Source organism: Bacillus sp. JHAA (assembly GCF_036961585.1).
GTDB classification, from domain to species: domain Bacteria; phylum Bacillota; class Bacilli; order Bacillales; family Bacillaceae; genus Bacillus; species Bacillus velezensis.
Map to the genome: position 1 here is coordinate 149,727 of NZ_JBAMDE010000007.1, position 17,287 is coordinate 167,013.

Here is a 17,287-nt window from a genome sequence, read left to right on the forward strand (position 1 = left end):
GAAAAGATGATTGAACTATTTGTCATAAAAGAAACGGAGTGGCTCGAGCTTGTCACAGAAAGCGTCACGCTGGAAGGACACAGATATCAGGCGCCCCGCTCCATCGAAGCGACGATTGTCGTAAAGCAGGGCAGCCAGACGTATTACGGTGTATCGGAGGGGGATACGGTTTTGTTCAAATGGAACGGAAAAGAACTGTTCCGCGGCGTTGTTTTTGCAAGAACGCCCGATGAGCATACCGTCGCCTTCACCGCATACGATATGCTCCAATATCTTGTGAAAAACCAGGACGTTTACGTGTTTTCCAACAAGCGCGCCGATCAAATATTGAAAAGGATCGCCAGCGATTTTCAAATTCCCGTCACATCCATTGCCAACACAGGCCATACCATTAAATCACTCGTTTTTAAAAATGATACAAGCCTTTACGATATGATGCTAAAAGCGTTAAAGCAGACAAAAAGCCAGACGGGGCGCAATTATCAGCTCTATTCAGAAAAAGGCAGGCTCGGCTTGCGTGAATGGCCGGAGCCGTCTGACATATGGGTGCTGGAAACAGGAGTTAATATCACAGGGTATCAATACAGCACCTCAATTGATGACACCGCAACCCGTGTCGTCATGCGGCTGCAAAAAGACAATAAAACGATAAAGGCTTCCGCGTCAGACAGCGCGGGCATGAAAACATTCGGCGTTTTGCAGTATACCGAAACGGTTTCTGACGACATTAACGAAGCCCAGCTGAAACAGCGCGCAAAAGTGAAGCAGGCTGAGAAAAAAGGCGTTAAGAAAGAGCTGAAAAATATACAGGCGATCGGTATTCCCGGGTTGGAAAGCGGATTGCCTGTCTATATCTCAATTCCGGAAATCGGGCTGAAGAAAACCTATTATGTAGATACGGACCGCCATGAATTCCAAGGAACAAAACATACCATGACGATTGACGTCACGGAGAAAAATTCACTTCCGGAGGGGACATCCTGATGAGATTAAGTGATGCCATTAAACATTTAGCCGTCGGAGCGGTTGACGCCGAAGCGCCGGTGGAGCTGATGCCGGCCGAAGTGACCTCCGTTTCGCCGCTCGAGCTGAAACTGAAAGATCACGACAAACTTTTGATTCCGTCTGATGCACTCATTGTGCCGAAGCGGCTGAGATCCGGAGAAGATGATCAGCTCCAGGCGGGAGATCGGGTGATGACCGCCGCCTTAACAGGAGGACAGTCTTTCTTTGTACTGGACAAAATTTAACCGGCATCCGGACGGAGATGTACGAGAATATCAGCCTATTAAAGCCGCTTCATCTGCCGAAGAGGGCTTTTTTACATGAACAAATCTAAAAGGAGCGGGTGCAATGGCCCTGACACCGGAAATCGAATTTGAAGATTTGGAGGATGCGAGTGAGGCCGTTGAGACTTCACAAACCTACCGAATTGATTTTGAAAACAACCGAATTACCAATGAACTGATAAACGGACTGGACGCAATCAGACAATTCGTCTATATCGCTCTTCACACAGAACGGTATTCATATTCGGTTTTCAGCCATGATATTGGAAACGAACTTCAGGAAGTGCTTTCAGATCAGAACACGACGGATGCTTATAAAAAAATGGAGATTCCAAGACTGATAGAAGAAGCCTTGCTGTATGATGACCGTATTTTGGCCGTTACCAATTTTGAGATTGAGAAAAAAGATGATGCCTTCATCGTCTTTTTTACCGTTGAAACTGATGAGGGCATGCTTGAGATAGAGGAGGTGCTGGGTGAGGATGTTTGAAGCTCAGACGTTTGACGACATTATGGACAGAATGCTGGCGCGCATTACGGCAGATATTGATACGAGAGAAGGCAGCGTCATTTACAATGCGCTCGCGCCTGCGGCCGCTGAGCTCGCAAAGTCTTATATTTGGCTTGATACCGTGCTGGAGCTCGTGTTTTCCGATACGGCTCAGGGAGAATTTCTGGACAGGCGGGCTGCTGAAGCGGGAATTGAACGAACACCTGCCACAAAAGCGGTCAGAGCCGGAGAATTCACAGCGGGCATCACCATTCCGCCAGGCTCCCGTTTCTTCGTTGATAACCTGTATTTTCAATATACGGGGGATGGAACGCTTGAATGTGAAACAGCCGGTGAAGCGGGCAATGCCGGCATTTCAGGGCAGAACCTGCTGCCGCTTGATACGATACCCGGGCTTGAGAAAGCAGTCGTGCGCGATATATTAATTCCCGGCCGTGAGGAAGAAGACGACAACAGCTTAAGGGCGCGCTATTTTACCCGTGTCCGCCGGGAAGCAGTCAGCGCAAATAAACAGCACTATAAACAATGGGCCGAAGAGGTTGATGGCGTCGGCAGGGCGAAAATCTTTCCGCTTTGGAACGGAGCCGGAACGGTGAAGGTTGTCATCACAAATGCGAATTTGGAACCGGCATCAGATATTCTGATCAAAAAAGTAAAGGATTATATTGATCCGGACGAAGGGCAGGGAGAAGGACAGGCGCCGATCGGAGCGGCAGTAACGGTGGAAAGCGCCGTATGGAAGGAAATCGAAATCTCCGCTTCCGTGCTGCCTGAGCTGAACAGCTCGATCGATGACGTGAAAGCGGAGATTGAAAAAGGCGTCCTGAATTTATTTAAGAAAATGGCTTTTGAAGAAAACACCGTCCGTTTATCACAAATTAACAACATCGTTTATAACTCGGCATCCGTCAGTGACTACGCCGATATCAAAATGAACGGTGCGGCGGAAAACCTCGTGCTCAGTGACGTGGAAATTCCTAAACTCAAAGAGGTGACAATCCTTGAGCAGACTCGATGAGATGATGGCGTACCTCCCGCCGTTTTTAACCCGATTAAAGGAGATGGCACAACTGCTTGAGGCGGAAGCTCCCGAGTTTGAGCGGCAGAATAACGATATTTTCGATTTGACAGATCAGCTCTTTATCACGACGGCGACGTGGGGGCTTGAACGCTGGGAAAAAATATTAAAAATACCGCGGGAATCAGGTGACACGGAGGATATGAGACGGCTCAGGCTGATTTCAAAGATGTCGAATATTCCGCCCATCACACATCAAGCGATCGAGCAGGCGCTAAACCGTTTTTTAAAACATCCGTCAGCTTACGTTCGGATGTTTCCGGGGCAGTATCGTTTTTATGCCGATATCGGGCTTGATGACCTGCAGCACATGAACGAGCTGATTGAAACGCTTGAAAAAATCAAACCTGCTCATTTGGCGTATACACTGAGAGCCGCATTAAACGAAACACTGGAAATCAAAGACCGGGTCATTCTCAACAATCGGAGATACCGAAAAGTCAGTGAACTGAAGGTCGGTTATTCCGTCACACTCAACAATAACGAGGTGGTCTTACCATGATATCAGCCGCTTACAGACAGCGTGCCGCAGCCGATCTGAAAAACAGGATCACAAAAGTGCTGTTAAACGGAAAAGAAACTCCGATTGCGGACATTTCCGTAAAAGATGCCGCAGTCACCGTTCTCACACGCAGGGAAGAAGACGTCAAACACATTGAAACCGTGCAGATGCTTGACGAAACAGGAAGCGTCATCACAGAACGAAAAACAAATTTAGATCTCAGCAATAACAGAACGCTTGATTTAAGATTTACCTTTGAGGTGGTGTAACGATGGCTTACGAAGAAAAAACAGACTGGCTTCCGGACGATCCGATTAACGAAGATGACGTCAACCGCTGGGAAAAAGGCATAAATGACGCACACACGGATCTGGCGGCCCATAAAAACGACATGAACAACCCGCACAAAACGACAAAGGCGCAAATCGGCCTCGGAAACGTGGACAATGTCCAGCAGGCAGCAAAGAAAGATTTTGATCAGCACAATCAAGATCTGGACCGGCATGTGACGAAAGCTGAGAAGGATACATGGAATGCAGGACAGCTGTTTAAATTAACGGAAGATAATGGGTTGGCAAAGTATCGAAGCGGTGCTGACTTTAATACGGTAACGGATACAGGTTTATATTATATGAGCAGTGTCACGACCGCATTAAACGCGCCAGTGAATAATAACGGGTATTTGTTTGTTCACAACTACGGAACGTATGCTTATCAGGAATATACGTCCTATAGCAGCAGCGACTCAACGTCGTCAGGCCGCCGAAAGTTTATGCGTAATAAAATCTCAGGCTCGGATTCTTGGACGTCATGGCGTGAGTTTGAGTCAGTGGAAGGATCGCAGTCAAAGGTCGATGCACATGCTAATAAAACAGATATTCACGTAACAAAATCTGATAAGGATAAATGGAACAATGCGCAGTTAAATAAAATTTCGAATGATGACGGCCAGCCGTTATTTAATGTCACAACTGATCTTCATGCTGAATTGTTAAATTATCCTTCATTGACCTATTTCTCATATGAAAAAACTGCGGCGAATACCCCTCCTGCAGGCGGACGCGGGTTTTGGACCTGCAGTGTCGGAAAGTCATATGGTCATGTTCTTGCCATGACAAATGACAACAGAACATTCCGTAAGTCTTTGGCAAATAATGTTTGGAGTGATTGGGTTGAGTTGGACAACACAGAAGCTGTACAAAAACTAGTAGACGCTCACGCTAATAAAAAAGACATCCATGTCACACAGGCGGATAAAAATATGTGGAACGGGGCACAGCTTTCGAAAATAACAAACGATAACGGCGGCTATCTTCTTACAATTGGTGATGATGATAACTTTCTTGAAAAAATCGTTAAAAACGGCAGGGCGTTCGGCACCTTTTATTCAACCGGCAAAGCGGCAGACAGTCCGAGCAGCGCTTCGACCCGCGGCATGTTTCATTTTACCTCTCTTGACAGTGAGGGAAAGGGAACGTTTGGGTATGTCATTGCCGTCGATTATAAAAATAATATGTTCACGAACTATTTGGATTTGAACTTGGGCTGGCAGGGCTGGCGTCGCCTCATTACTGAACTTGATACTGAGAATGTACCTTGGATCAATGTTCCTTATAAAAATGGCGCTAAATCAGGAGACAGGCCGCTTCAATACCGCAAAGTGGGAAACACCCTTCACCTGAACGGACACGTTCTTACGGACAGAGAAGTGGTATTCGGGAGTGTGCCATCCTCTTGTGCGCCGGCCAAAGGCGTTGTGACGATGGTTGCAGCCAGCGGCACCACCGGTTACAGCAAATTTATTATTTATTCTAATGGAGATATGAAGCTGACGGGAATTATGGCCAATATAGAAAGTAATGTGAACGGCTATTATATTGACCTTGTTTTGGCACTCACGTAAAGGAGCGAGAATATGAAATTAATATTTCCGTATGACAATAACAACATTTATACAGGCACTCCGGTTGAGCTTTATCCGGATTCTGAGACAGGAAATTATATGCTGCCGCCTAACGCTGCGGACTTTCCGCCGGAAATAAACGGCGAAGGCATGTGGCGCCCATTTTTTGATGAAGAGAAACAAGAATGGGTGGAAACCGCTGGCGAAGCATATAAAGACAGCTTAAAAAAAGATACGGCTCCCGATTCAAACCAGCTTGCAGGCCTCGGCGGACAGCTGGCGAATGAGAAATTGGCCAGAAAAGCAGCCGAACAAGCGCAGCAGTCACTCGGCAGGCAATTAGCGTCTTTAAAATTAGAATTATTAAACGTAAAAGGAGAATGAAAAAATGAAGAGACTTAACTTTTGGGTTTACGCTTTGTTTTATAAGTGGGCCTCAATAGAAATGGTCAAACAAGCTATGGGCTATGATGACTGCTCTGCCGAAGATCTGGCTGAAGGTGTGGCCGCGAAGTATATCACGCCTGAGGAATTTCAAGAAATAACGGGTGAAACATACGAAAATTATAAAAATGCTGTGTCATAAGCCAAACGGCTTTTTTTATTTGTCATTTTTAATAAATGAGAAAAGGAGGACGGCCGATGAAAAAGCATTCATTTGAATTTCCCGCCGATCAACTTGGCAGACCCGGCGCCGTAAAAGCTTATCGCGGTAACAAAAACGATTATGTCACACCTGTTGCTGATTTGTCCGGAGTGGCAGAGCTTCTTACCAATACGCCGCTAGAAGCGATTGAAGTTTACAGCCAATTCGGACAAGACCGTTTAGGAGCCGTCTTAATAGACAGAGTACAGGGGTGGGCTTATTCGGACCGCAGCGGAACTCTTTTTATCGAAGAGAGCGAGGATAACAATTCGTGGACAGCTTCACATTTTGTCGCAGTCAAAGGCGGAGTGCTGACCGCTTCGGGGTGGGTCTGCCTGACAAAACGATATTACCGGTTCCGTTTTGAAAACGGAAATCAAAAGCAGTCCGAATTTGTTTTATACCAATCTGTCGGTACGGGCGGTGATATGGCGTTTTCATATACAGACGTGATTTTTCATGAAAATGCAGCAGAGGCGGGCGAGGGAAGCATCTTCTCGGCGGGCGCTTGGAAAAAACTTCTCGTCGAAATCACCGGCACGGCTGAGTCGGGCCATGTCGCGTTTTGGGGGAGATCCATCTCGGGAAAAAACGTGCCGATCAGAGGAATCAGGTCTGATGACGGGACATCAGCCGCCGGTACGTCAGGCACAGAAGAAGTGTGGTCATTTGATATTGCCGGCTTTAAGGAAATCGTCATGGAAATCCAGAGCATTTCCGGCGGGAGCCTTTCTGTCAAAGGCACGGCATTTTCGTAAGAATGAAGCTTCCGAAGGGAGGTGAGAACAATGTAAGAGGGGGGAGCGGAAGTGCTTCTGGATGAACAAGCGGTGCAAAAAGAATTCGCAGGCATCAAAGGTGAACAAAAGGTGCTTGAACAGCGGGTAGCCGCATTAGAGCGGGTATCCGACCGGCAGGATCAGCAAATCATGACGCTGAATGAAAAACTGAACAAAATTGACGAAAACACAACATGGATTAAGCGGACCATTACAGGAGCGATCGTGACAGCAATCTGCACGGGCGTCATTGGCGGAGCCATCGCCATCATGTACAATCTGCTGCAAAAGTAAGGGGGAAACCGATATGAAATTCGCGGACAAAGGCACGGTCGTCAGGACGGTGCTTCTTTTGCTTGCTTTATTGAATCAAACTTTGCTGATGTTCGGCAAATCGCCGCTGAATATTCAGGAGGACCAGGTCAGCCAGCTTGCAGATACGCTGTATGCCGCCGGGTCGGCCGTTTTTACAATCATAACGACTGCCGCCGCCTGGTTTAAAAACAATTACGTTACAGCAAAAGGGAAAAAACAGCAGGCTTTATTAAAAATAAACAATTTATCGAAATAGGAGAGATGAGAATATGGTAAAAATCACACAGGATTTTATCCCGGCAGGAAACAATAACCGCCCAGGCTATGCAATGACACCGATTTACATTACGGTGCACAATACAGCCAATACTGCAGTCGGAGCTAACGCCAAAAGTCACGCAAGCTATGTGAAAAATCCCGATACACCGACAAGCTGGCATTTCACAGTCGATGATACGGAAATTTATCAGCATCTTCCGCTGAACGAAAGCGGCTGGCATGCCGGTGACGGAAACGGGGACGGCAACCGTAAATCCATCGGTATTGAAATTTGTGAAAACGCAGACGGCAACTTTTCACAGGCCGTGGCAAACGCCCAATGGCTCATCCGCACATTAATGACCTCGCACGGCATCCCGCTTGCAAATGTCGTTGCGCACAAGCATTGGTCAGGAAAGCTTTGTCCGAGAAGACTGTTGGATACATGGGATGAGTTTAAAGCTGGAATCGGTTCTGGGGAAAGACAGACGTATACCGTCCAAAAAGGAGATACGCTGTCAGCGATCGCGCGGAAATTCGGCGTCAGCGTGGCCGATCTGCAGAAATGGAATAACATCGCTGACCCGAACCTGATTAAAGTCGGACAAGTACTGATCGTCAGCCCGCCGGTTGAAGCACTGTATTCTCTTCCGGACGAGGTGATTCAGCTGACAGAGCCGTACACGTCCGGCGAAAAGGTATACCAGGTGCAAAACGCGCTCGCCGCGCTTTATTTCTATCCTGAAAAAGGAGCTGTCAATAACGGAATTGACGGTATCTACGGTCCGAAAACCGCAGATGCCGTGGCCCGCTTCCAATCTGTAAACGGACTGACGTCTGACGGCGTCTACGGCCCCGCTGTAAAAGCGAAAATTCTGATGCAGCTTTAACAAAAAAGGCTGAGTCCCGTTCACATTGCGGGATTCAGCCTTTTTTCTTTTTTAACCGGTTCAATAGCCTGAGATTCCTCGCCCGCATCCTCAGCGAATAAGCGGAAAGCCCGAAGCGTCCGTAATCCACAAACTTTACGCGCCTGACAATTTTCTTCACATCATCACCTGTCGCATCTCTTTGTTGGTTTTATTATATGAAAGATAAGGAAAAAAGGAATAAGGACAAGAGCCGTGTCTCCTGTCCTTAGTGTAATCAAGCTTTTTTTTGTTTATACTTGTCAATCAGCCGCTCGTTTTCTTTGAAAATTCTGGCGGTATGAGGGCTGACCTGGTAACTTGCGATACTTGTCATTGAACGTTTTTTAAACATTTTGAACGGTTTCGCTCTTTGTTCCGGCTGCCCGTTTTGAAATGCCTGCTCCATTTAACCGTCACCTTCCTCTTCTATTGGCAGCATTAAATCATAAATGCTCGTTAGCGATGTGAAAAGCAAATAATCGAATTCCGTCAACAGGTTTTCCGACGTGAGTTTGATCACGTAATGGCGGTTCTGGACTGTAAACGGAATAAGCACAAGCCTGCCTTTTTGATCATAGTAGACATCTTTACGGTTAAGACGGGACTGAACGTCCGCCGCATCAGGCATATGCTCCGTCAAGCGGTCCTTATCCGATTGTGCGGAATAGTCGCACAAGGAAGCCGTGACATTCATTTTTTCGGCATAAGCGGCCAGCAGTCTGCTGATGCCTTCCGCATAAGCTTCTGTACTTCCATAATATACATGGATCGGTTCATTTTTCAACAGATATTGATAGGTTTTCAGTTTTTCAAGATAGGAGTGAAGCATTTCGTTATTTTCTTCTAAAATTTCCCGCGTATCCGTCTCTAATTCATTGCCGGCGAGCTTTTTGATATACGCGCTCAAAAAGATAAACGCATCAATAAGGGCAAAGCAGACGGCAACAATCAAATATTGTCTCCATGCGGCAAAGAGCGATTCAGGATCATATGTCCAATAGACCATGGAGCCCAGTACAAATAGTAAATACCACGTTTTACGGATGGCAAACATTTTTTCTTTTACCTTTGCCTCATACCGCCAGGATGCGTACACATATAAAATGAGCGCGGCCGCCATCGTCCACACCATGATCTGAAAAAACAAAAGCATGAGCATCCCTCACAATTTGAAAAATGGTCTGCTATGTTCATTCTATGTCATGACATCATTTTCCTGTCACAAAAAAAACCGCTTCTGTAAAGAAGCGGATGCCGTCATTAGAAAAAGAGATCTAAGATGAAAAAGGCGATGGCGCCGAGTGTACCTGCAATCGGCAGGGTGATGACCCATGTAATGAGCATCCGTTTAGCCGTTCCCCAGTTTACGCCTTTTACGCGGTGGGAAGCGCCCACACCGAGAATGGAAGACGAAATGACGTGCGTCGTGCTGACAGGGAGATGAATAAACGTGGCCCCGAAAATAATGGCTGCGCCGGTTAAGTCGGCAGATACGCCGTTTACCGGACGGATTTTCATAATTTTTCCGCCGACGGTTTTAATGATTTTCCAGCCGCCGATGGATGTGCCGAGACCCATTGCCAGGGCACAAGAGAGCTGCACCCAAAAAGGAATGGCATCACTTTTATGTAAATTGGCCGTCATAAGCGCCATCGTAATGATACCCATCGCTTTTTGCGCGTCGTTCGTTCCGTGTGTATAGGACTGAATGGCAGCCGTCAAAATCTGCACTCTGCGGAAGCGTTTATTTGTTTTCGCCAGATTGCTGTCTTTAAAAATCAGCTTCACGATCGAATATACGATAAAGCCGAGAACAAAGGCGATGATCGGTGATAAAATAAGTGCTTCGATAATTTTAATGAACCCTTTATAATTAAGCGTTGCAAAACCTGACGCTGCAATGGCCGCTCCGGCGATCGCTCCGATAATCGCATGTGAAGAGCTGCTCGGAATGCCGAAATACCATGTGATCAAGTTCCAGACGATTGCGGCGAGTAAAGCCGCCAGAATGACAACTGACCCGTTGTCTAATGTATAAGGATTCACAATGTCCTTTGTAATGGTTTTCGCCACACCGGTAAATGTCATCGCTCCGAGAAAGTTCATGATGGCGGCCATAACGATTGCGTGCCGCGGCTTCAGCGCTTTTGTCGAAACTGAGGTGGCGATTGCGTTTGCGGTATCGTGAAATCCGTTAATGAAGTCAAATACCAAAGCGCATATGACAATTAATATCGTTAAAAGTAATAGAGTATCCATTATAACCCCTCGTTACGCGTTTTTCATAATAATGGTTTCAAGGTTATTGGCAACGCTTTGGCAAGAGTCGGCAATTTCCTCAAGCGTTTCGTAAATTTCGCGGTACTGAATCACTTTAATCGGATCGGTTTCTGTGCCGAACAGATTTTTTAATGATTTACGGTGCAGGTTATCACAGCTGTGCTCGTATTCCTTAATTTTAATGGCGTGAGGGTGAATGTCCTTCAATCGGTTTTCTGCAAGAAGTTCAATCGTGATTAAAATTTCCTTCGCGCACTCTCTGATGTATCCGCTGAACTTATCGATATGCTCATCGGAAGAAGTGATCGAGAAAATCTCCATCATTGCTGAAAAATGTTCGATTCCGTCAAGCACGTCATCGAGGCTGTTTGTCAGCTCAAGGATGTCTTCACGTTCAATGGGAGTGATAAAAGCTTTGTTCAGCTCTTTAATCATAACATGAACATGATTATCTCCTTTTGTTTCAAACTCTTTTAACGTATCGGCAAATTCCTTTAAAGTCGTCTGGTTCGTCACTTTAAAGTTGACAAAATATTCTGCGGTTTCGTCTATGTTTTTTGCGATTTCTGTTAAAAGGAGTGAGAACTTATCTTTTTTTCTTTTTATCATTAAAAACCCTCCATTGTTTGAATGAGACAATGCACACATCAAATTATTATATAGCCTTTTGTCGAAAAAAAACAGATAAAGTCGAAAAAAACGCCTCTTGATTTTTTCGTAAAAACGTGTCTCATCCTGTTTTTCTTATGTTACCCACTTCGCCAAAAAAACGTAACATACTTCGAATTCAGACATCTTGCTTAAAAAGTATAACAAAAGATGTGAATTTGCTGTCAACTTTTGCACGTGATTTTGCCAGAAAAAAAACGGCTCCCGTAAAAGGAACCGTTTTTGTCAGTTTTTTCTGCCGTTTTTCAGCCAAAAATAAAGCGGCAGCCCGGCGAGGCCGATCAAGAGGGACAGCACGCAGCTCAGTGTATCTGTAATGATCGTGCTGATCAGCACAAACAGTGAACCCGCGATGGCCAAAACAGGAATGATCGGATACAAAGGCACGCTGTAGGCGCGCGGTTTTCCGCCGCTTTTTTTTCTGAGGATAAACACGGCGAAAAAGGCCATGACGTAAAAAATATAAATCATGAAAATAGAGATTTCAGACAGCTTATCGGGATTGCTGGCGATCATAAAAATAATGGCCAGCGCGATCTGAAATGACACGGCAATCCACGGGGTGCGGAACGTCGGGTGCACCCGCGAAATCTGTCCGGCAAACGGCAGCTGTTTCCGTTCCGCCATCGCAAATGAGACACGCGGAAAAGCGAGAATCTTTCCGTTTAAACAGCCGAAGATGCTGACGATGATTCCGACGCTGATCAATTTTCCTCCGATGTCGCCAAATAGCATTCCGGCAGCGGTGCCGGTCGCATTTTCACCGAGTTTGACGATGTCGGTCGCAGGAAGAATGTGCAGCAGCGCAAAGTTAATGAAAAGATAAATGGCGGTGACGACCAGCAGTCCGCCCGTCATCGCTCTCGGGAGCAGCTTTTCCGGATTTTTCATTTCGCCGCCGAGTGCCGCAAGCAGAATCCAGCCGTCATAAGCAAACAAGGTGGCCAGTATGGCAGCGCCGAAATTCATGTCCGACATGCTGCTTGTAACGGCTGTGAAAATATGCTGATCGCCTTTCCAAAGGCCGAACACGATCATGCAGATAATCGGAATCAATTTGCCGACAGTCGTAATTCCCTGGACGATGCCGCCATATTTCGTTCCGATAATGTTAATGATGCTTAAAAACAAAACGGCTGAAATCCCGATCAATTTAGACCAGCCGGAATCCCAATTGAACAAGTGCGCCATCAAAGAGCCGAAATACAAGCCGATTGCTCCGATAATGGCGGGGCCGTAAATGATAATTTGAACCCATCCGCACAAAAAGCCCCAAAATTCGCCGTACACTTCTTCTAGATATGTATAAAGTCCGCCCGTTTTCGGAATCTGAGTGCCGATTTCCGCAACGGTCAAGCCGCCGGCAAGCGTCAAAATGCCTCCTAACAGCCACGCGATAAGCGCAGTTTTCGCATCACCGGAGTAGGCAAGCACGGCGCCTGGTTTCATAAATACGCCGGAACCGATGATGGTGCCGATAACAAGTGAGAGGGCGATGGTAAGGCCGATCTCTTTTTTAAGTCCGTTCTCTTCAATCTGCATATCCTATCCCTCCAGATGTAAAATCGTCATGCTGAAAAAACTATTTTCCATATTGTAAACCCTAATTGCTGAAACACGAATAAAATAAATTTTCTGATTTTGTTGTTTTCCCTAAAAGATAAAGGTTTCTGCTTTTGAGAAGGAAAAAATACTGTTTTAAAAGCGAACATTAATGGTTTTTTAATATCGAAGGTTCGTTATTTGGAGAGCGACAGTCTGCAGACCGTCTGTGAAGCAGATGGGTTGACTTTGCGATCCGGATAACATAAATTGTATATATATAAAATATCTCGAAATCGAGATAATTGACTGGAGGATAACATAATGAAAGTTAATGGAATACACCATGTATCAGCATTGACGGCTGATGCGCAGAAAAATTTAGATTTCTATCGGAACATCCTGGGATTGAAGCTTGTGAAAAAGTCCGTAAACCAAGATGAACCGACGATGTATCACTTATTTTACGGTGATGAAGCAGCCAATCCGGGATCTGAATTGACGTTTTTCGAGATTCCGCGGATCGCGCCGTTTCATGCGGGAACAAACAGTATTTCTTCAATCGGCCTGCGTGTCCCGGATGCACAAGCGCTTCAATATTGGAAAAAACGATTTGAAGAGCATCAGGTCGCTCATGGCGACATCATGACAATAGCGGGCAGGGACACACTCGCTTTTTGGGATCATGAAGGACAGCGGCTTGTGCTGACAGCTGACGAAAAAGGAAAAGACATCGGTGAAGCGGTGAAGCAAAGCGGCATACCGGAAGAATATTCTTTCCGCGGTCTTGGTCCCGTTGAATTGACCGTCCCGTATGCAGAACCGACGCTGCGTGTGTTAACCGATGTGCTGGGCTTCACTGAAATCGGGAAAGAAACGCATGAAGACCGGGGCACGGTTACGGTGCTCGAATCCGGAAACGGAGGCGCGCGCACAGAAGTCCATCTCATTGAAAGAAACGATCTTCCGCGCGAGCGTCCTGGAAAAGGCAGCGTCCACCATGTGGCCTTCCGCGTTCAGAATGAAGAGGAGCTTGCTTTATGGCACCGCATCATTACGAAAGAAGGTTTCAGCAACTCAGGCATTGTAGAGCGTTATTATTTCAAAGCGCTGTACTTCCGGGAGCCGAACGGAATTCTGTTCGAATTGTCAACAGACGGTCCGGGATTTATGGTTGATGAAAAACCTGAAGAGCTAGGCAAAACGGTTGCGCTCCCGCCTTATCTCGAACACCGCCGTTCTGAAATAGAAGCACGGCTGAAACCGATACAGTAAATCAGAAATCATGACAGATGCCTCCCGGCTTGACGGGGGCATCTTTTTTTTGCTTTTTTACCCGTTTTGTCATTCTTTTTACCTATTTGTAAACGGCAAAATAATTGTCTTTGTTTATTAATAAATTTTTCACATTTGGTTGTTACACTTGTTCAAAGTTAAACAAAAGGAGTGAAAACACAGGTGAAAATGAAAAAACGCGAGATAGACGCAGTCTTAATTCTCATTTTACTCGCTTCCGCATTCTTGAATATGTACAACATCTGGAATGACGATACGGTGAATCCTTATTACACCGCAGCGGTAACGAGTATGCTTCAAAGCTTTCATAATTTCTTTTACGCTTCATTTGACGCAGCCGGGTTTATCACGGTAGATAAACCGCCTGTTACATACCAGATACAAACGATCAGCGCGCTGATATTCGGTATGCACGGGTGGAGCGTCATCCTGCCTCAGGCATTGGCGGGTGTAGGTTCAGTTCTATTCATGTACTTATTAATAAAGCCGACGTTCGGAAAAACGGCGGCGCGCATCGCCTCATTTGTCATGGCGTGTACACCGATCGCAGTAGCGGTCGCGCGGACGAATAATGTCGATGCTTTACTGGTCTTTTTCCTCTTGTTCGCCACATGGCTTCTCTTTAAAGCGATCAGAAAAGGCAGACTGATCTGGCTTTTGGCGGCATTTTTTGTCGTCGGAGCAGGCTTTAACACAAAAATGCTTCAGGCTTATATGATTTTGCCGGCCTTCTTGCTGTTCTATATGATTGCGGCAAACACCACGATTAAGAAAAAAATCATTTCATTGGTAAGCGCGTTAGCCGTTTTAGCAGCCGTTTCATTGTCATGGCCGCTCATTGTTGATAATATTCCAGCCGGCAAAAGGCCATATGTCGGAAGCAGCCAGACAAACTCCGTATTGGAATTGGCTTTCGGATATAACGGGATTCAGCGGCTGACAGGGCAAAGTTCCGGCGGCGGTCAGGGCGGGCCGGACGGAAACGCATCGAAAGAGATGTCTTCTTCCGATGGTTCTTCACAAATGCAAAAACCGCCTGGCCAGTCTTCAAGCAGCAGTTCAGCAAGCGGAGACAAACCACAAAACGGCAGTATGACGGCACCTCCATCTAACGGGAAAATGCCAAGCGGCGGTCAAGGAGGTCCTACAAGCGGCGGAGATGGTCCCGGTGGCGGAGGAAAAAGCGGTACAGGCACCGGCTCGAAAATGCAATCAGGTTCAGGAATGTTCGGAACGGGAACTCCTGGTCCGCTGCGCCTTTTCCAAACGGAATTATCTGATCAGATCAGCTGGCTCCTGCCGTTTGCGATTTTTGGAATGGCCGGTTTATTGACCGCCGGGGCGAGAGAAAGAAGACGATTATCAGCAGAACAGAAGGAAACGATCTTTTGGGCAGCGTGGCTTGTGCCGATTGCCGGATTCTTCAGTGTGGCGGAATTTTTCCACCATTATTATCTCATTATGCTGGCGCCTCCGATCGCGGCACTTGTCGGTGCGGGATGGGTCGCCCTCGTTCATCTGTACCGCAAGCAGGCGGGATGGAAAACTTGGCTATTGCCGGCCGCTATTCTTGTGACAACCGGATTTGAGCTGTTTATCCTCAGAAACTACAATGATCAAATCGGCGCAGGCTGGAGCATCGGAGCAGGCGTTCTCGGCGCAGTGGCAGCAATCGCCCTGTTCGTATTCAAACAGCGCCAAAAACCGCTAAGTTATTATGTTTCACTTGCAGCCCTTTTCGTCTTGATGGTCATGCCGATTTATTGGGCGAGCACACCGCTTCTGTACGGAGGCAACAGCTCATTGCCTGAAACAGGCCCTCAGCTCGCTTCAACAAGCGGAAAAGGCATGGGAATGGATAACGCATCTGTCAATACAAAACTGATCAACTATTTAGAGAAACATAACGCCGGAGCGGACTATCTATTTGCTGCAACCGATTCCAACACGGCGGCGCCTTACATTATTAAAACGAAAAAAGCGGTCATGGCGATCGGCGGTTTCAGCGGGTCTGACCCGGCCATTACGCTGACTCAATTTAAAAAGCTCGTAAAAGAAGGGAAAGTAAAATACTTCTTAACATCCGGAATGGGCAAAGGCGGAAATAACGATATTGTGCAGTGGGTTGAGAAAAACGGAAAGAAAGTATCTTCAGATAAATGGCAATCAAGCACAGATCAGAAAACGAAAAATAGTGATCCGGCTGATACAAAAAGCAGCAAGGCCGTGGGTAAAAACAGCCGAATGAGCGGCGGGCCGGGCGGAATGAATCAGTCAGTTTCACTATACGAACTTCAATCTGATGAATAGGAGGAAAAAACATGAGCAGACATATTCAATATTCAATAGTCGTCCCGGTTTATAACGAGGAACCCGTCATTCAGACAACCTATCAGCGCCTGAAAGAAGTCATGGATCAAACAAAAGAGCATTATGAATTGATCTTTGTCAATGATGGAAGCAAAGACCGCAGTATTGAGATTTTAAGAGAGCACAGTCTGATTGATCCGAGAGTGAAAATTATTGATTTTTCCAGAAACTTCGGACATCAGATCGCGATCACAGCGGGTATGGATTATGCAGAGGGGAATGCAATCGCCGTCATTGACGCCGATTTGCAGGACCCTCCTGAATTAATCCTTGATATGATTGAGCAGTGGAAAGAAGGCTACGATGTGGTGTACGCCGTCAGAACGAAACGAAAGGGAGAAACCTTTTTCAAGAAACAGACGGCCTCTATGTTTTACCGGCTGCTGCGGAGCGTGACTGATATTGATATTCCGCTCGACACCGGAGATTTCCGCCTGCTGGACAGAAAAGTCTGTGATGAGATGAAAAGATTAAAAGAAAAAAATCCTTTTGTCAGAGGACTCGTCAGCTGGGTCGGCTTTAAGCAGACTGCTGTAGAATATGAACGTGATGAGCGGCTTGCGGGGGAAACGAAATACCCGCTTAAAAAAATGCTGAAGCTTTCCATGGACGGGATCACAACGTTCTCTCATAAACCGCTCAAGGCGGCAAGCTATGCGGGAATGATCATGTCCGGAGCGGGTTTTCTCTATATGTTTATCGTTTTATACATGAAGCTGTTTACGAACAGCACCATTACGGGCTGGTCCTCTCTGATTGTGATACAGCTGTTATTCAGCGGCATCGTTCTATTAATGCTTGGAATGATCGGCGAATATATCGGAAGGATTTATGACGAAGCAAAAGACCGTCCGCTCTATATCGTGCAAAAAGCGTACGGCATGAAAAACGAAAAGATTTATCGGGACCAGCATATGTCTTAACCGAAACACCCTGTC

General features: G+C 46.4%; 22 protein-coding genes. 16 read left to right on the forward strand and 6 right to left on the reverse strand.

The window, feature by feature from the left end; genetic code table 11:
- Positions 1-6: 6 nt before the first annotated feature.
- The 13 genes from V7728_RS16575 (at position 7) to V7728_RS16635 (ending at position 8,171) form a co-directional block, all read left to right on the forward strand.
- Positions 7-984 carry an XkdQ/YqbQ family protein gene (locus V7728_RS16575; RefSeq protein ID WP_015239687.1) on the forward strand — a complete coding sequence of 326 codons (978 nt, stop codon included), beginning with the start codon at positions 7-9 and terminating at the stop codon, positions 982-984.
- On the forward strand, positions 984-1,250 hold the full coding sequence (locus V7728_RS16580) for a DUF2577 family protein (protein WP_007610818.1): 267 nt from the start codon (positions 984-986) through the stop codon (positions 1,248-1,250). The genes V7728_RS16575 and V7728_RS16580 overlap by 1 nt, the downstream gene beginning before the upstream one ends.
- A gap of 103 nt (positions 1,251-1,353) precedes the next feature.
- A complete protein-coding gene (locus V7728_RS16585) occupies positions 1,354-1,779 on the forward strand; it encodes a DUF2634 domain-containing protein (protein WP_025284611.1) in 426 nt (141 codons plus the stop codon).
- Entirely contained in the window at positions 1,772-2,818 is a 1,047-nt protein-coding gene (locus tag V7728_RS16590) for a baseplate J/gp47 family protein (protein WP_060561805.1), read from the forward strand. The genes V7728_RS16585 and V7728_RS16590 overlap by 8 nt, the downstream gene beginning before the upstream one ends.
- Entirely contained in the window at positions 2,802-3,380 is a 579-nt protein-coding gene (locus V7728_RS16595) for a YmfQ family protein (RefSeq protein WP_099566668.1), read from the forward strand. The genes V7728_RS16590 and V7728_RS16595 overlap by 17 nt, the downstream gene beginning before the upstream one ends.
- Positions 3,377-3,649 (forward strand): hypothetical protein, encoded by a 273-nt coding sequence (locus V7728_RS16600; protein WP_003154822.1) that lies wholly within the window; start codon positions 3,377-3,379, stop codon positions 3,647-3,649. The genes V7728_RS16595 and V7728_RS16600 overlap by 4 nt, the downstream gene beginning before the upstream one ends.
- A 2-nt stretch (positions 3,650-3,651) precedes the next feature.
- Complete coding sequence (locus V7728_RS16605) at positions 3,652-5,283, forward strand: hypothetical protein (RefSeq protein WP_052827325.1); 1,632 nt, start codon at positions 3,652-3,654, stop codon at positions 5,281-5,283.
- A gap of 12 nt (positions 5,284-5,295) precedes the next feature.
- Entirely contained in the window at positions 5,296-5,667 is a 372-nt protein-coding gene (locus V7728_RS16610; RefSeq protein WP_099566669.1) for an XkdW family protein, read from the forward strand.
- Between the two features lie 4 nt (positions 5,668-5,671).
- Positions 5,672-5,869, forward strand: coding sequence for an XkdX family protein (locus V7728_RS16615; RefSeq protein ID WP_007610833.1), 198 nt, complete (start codon positions 5,672-5,674; stop codon positions 5,867-5,869).
- A 56-nt stretch (positions 5,870-5,925) separates the two neighbouring features.
- Positions 5,926-6,687, forward strand: coding sequence for a phage portal protein (locus V7728_RS16620; protein ID WP_099566670.1), 762 nt, complete (start codon positions 5,926-5,928; stop codon positions 6,685-6,687).
- A 51-nt stretch (positions 6,688-6,738) separates the two neighbouring features.
- Positions 6,739-7,002: a hemolysin XhlA family protein gene (locus V7728_RS16625; RefSeq protein ID WP_003154815.1), complete on the forward strand. Its 264-nt coding sequence runs from the start codon at positions 6,739-6,741 to the stop codon at positions 7,000-7,002.
- Between the two features lie 13 nt (positions 7,003-7,015).
- A complete protein-coding gene (locus V7728_RS16630; RefSeq protein WP_003154813.1) occupies positions 7,016-7,279 on the forward strand; it encodes a phage holin in 264 nt (87 codons plus the stop codon).
- A 13-nt stretch (positions 7,280-7,292) separates the two neighbouring features.
- Complete coding sequence (locus V7728_RS16635) at positions 7,293-8,171, forward strand: N-acetylmuramoyl-L-alanine amidase (RefSeq protein WP_025284614.1); 879 nt, start codon at positions 7,293-7,295, stop codon at positions 8,169-8,171.
- Positions 8,172-8,205: 34 nt separating this feature from the next.
- Here the strand turns inward: V7728_RS16635 and V7728_RS16640 are convergent, their stop codons facing one another.
- The 6 genes from V7728_RS16640 to V7728_RS16665 form a co-directional block, all read right to left on the reverse strand.
- Positions 8,206-8,331: a hypothetical protein gene (locus tag V7728_RS16640; protein ID WP_023356844.1), complete on the reverse strand. Its 126-nt coding sequence runs from the start codon at positions 8,329-8,331 to the stop codon at positions 8,206-8,208.
- Between the two features lie 96 nt (positions 8,332-8,427).
- Complete coding sequence (locus V7728_RS16645) at positions 8,428-8,598, reverse strand: type II toxin-antitoxin system SpoIISB family antitoxin (protein WP_003154807.1); 171 nt, start codon at positions 8,596-8,598, stop codon at positions 8,428-8,430.
- Positions 8,599-9,345: a type II toxin-antitoxin system SpoIISA family toxin gene (locus V7728_RS16650; RefSeq protein WP_007407256.1), complete on the reverse strand. Its 747-nt coding sequence runs from the start codon at positions 9,343-9,345 to the stop codon at positions 8,599-8,601. It abuts the gene before it with no gap.
- A 107-nt stretch (positions 9,346-9,452) separates the two neighbouring features.
- Positions 9,453-10,451, reverse strand: a complete 999-nt coding sequence (locus V7728_RS16655; RefSeq protein ID WP_007407255.1) for an inorganic phosphate transporter — start codon at positions 10,449-10,451, stop codon at positions 9,453-9,455.
- Positions 10,452-10,463: 12 nt separating this feature from the next.
- The gene (locus V7728_RS16660; RefSeq protein WP_003154804.1) at positions 10,464-11,081 is read right to left on the reverse strand and encodes a DUF47 domain-containing protein; all 618 of its coding nucleotides are present in this window, start codon (positions 11,079-11,081) and stop codon (positions 10,464-10,466) included.
- Positions 11,082-11,366: 285 nt separating this feature from the next.
- Positions 11,367-12,683: an APC family permease gene (locus tag V7728_RS16665; RefSeq protein WP_007407254.1), complete on the reverse strand. Its 1,317-nt coding sequence runs from the start codon at positions 12,681-12,683 to the stop codon at positions 11,367-11,369.
- A 324-nt stretch (positions 12,684-13,007) separates the two neighbouring features.
- Between V7728_RS16665 and V7728_RS16670 the strand changes: the two genes are divergently transcribed.
- The 3 genes from V7728_RS16670 (at position 13,008) to V7728_RS16680 (ending at position 17,272) form a co-directional block, all read left to right on the forward strand.
- Complete coding sequence (locus V7728_RS16670) at positions 13,008-13,958, forward strand: ring-cleaving dioxygenase (protein WP_099566671.1); 951 nt, start codon at positions 13,008-13,010, stop codon at positions 13,956-13,958.
- Between the two features lie 183 nt (positions 13,959-14,141).
- Positions 14,142-16,289 (forward strand): ArnT family glycosyltransferase, encoded by a 2,148-nt coding sequence (locus V7728_RS16675; RefSeq protein ID WP_099566672.1) that lies wholly within the window; start codon positions 14,142-14,144, stop codon positions 16,287-16,289.
- 11 nt (positions 16,290-16,300) lie between these two features.
- Entirely contained in the window at positions 16,301-17,272 is a 972-nt protein-coding gene (locus tag V7728_RS16680) for a glycosyltransferase family 2 protein (protein WP_099566673.1), read from the forward strand.
- The last annotated feature ends 15 nt before the right edge of the window (positions 17,273-17,287 follow it).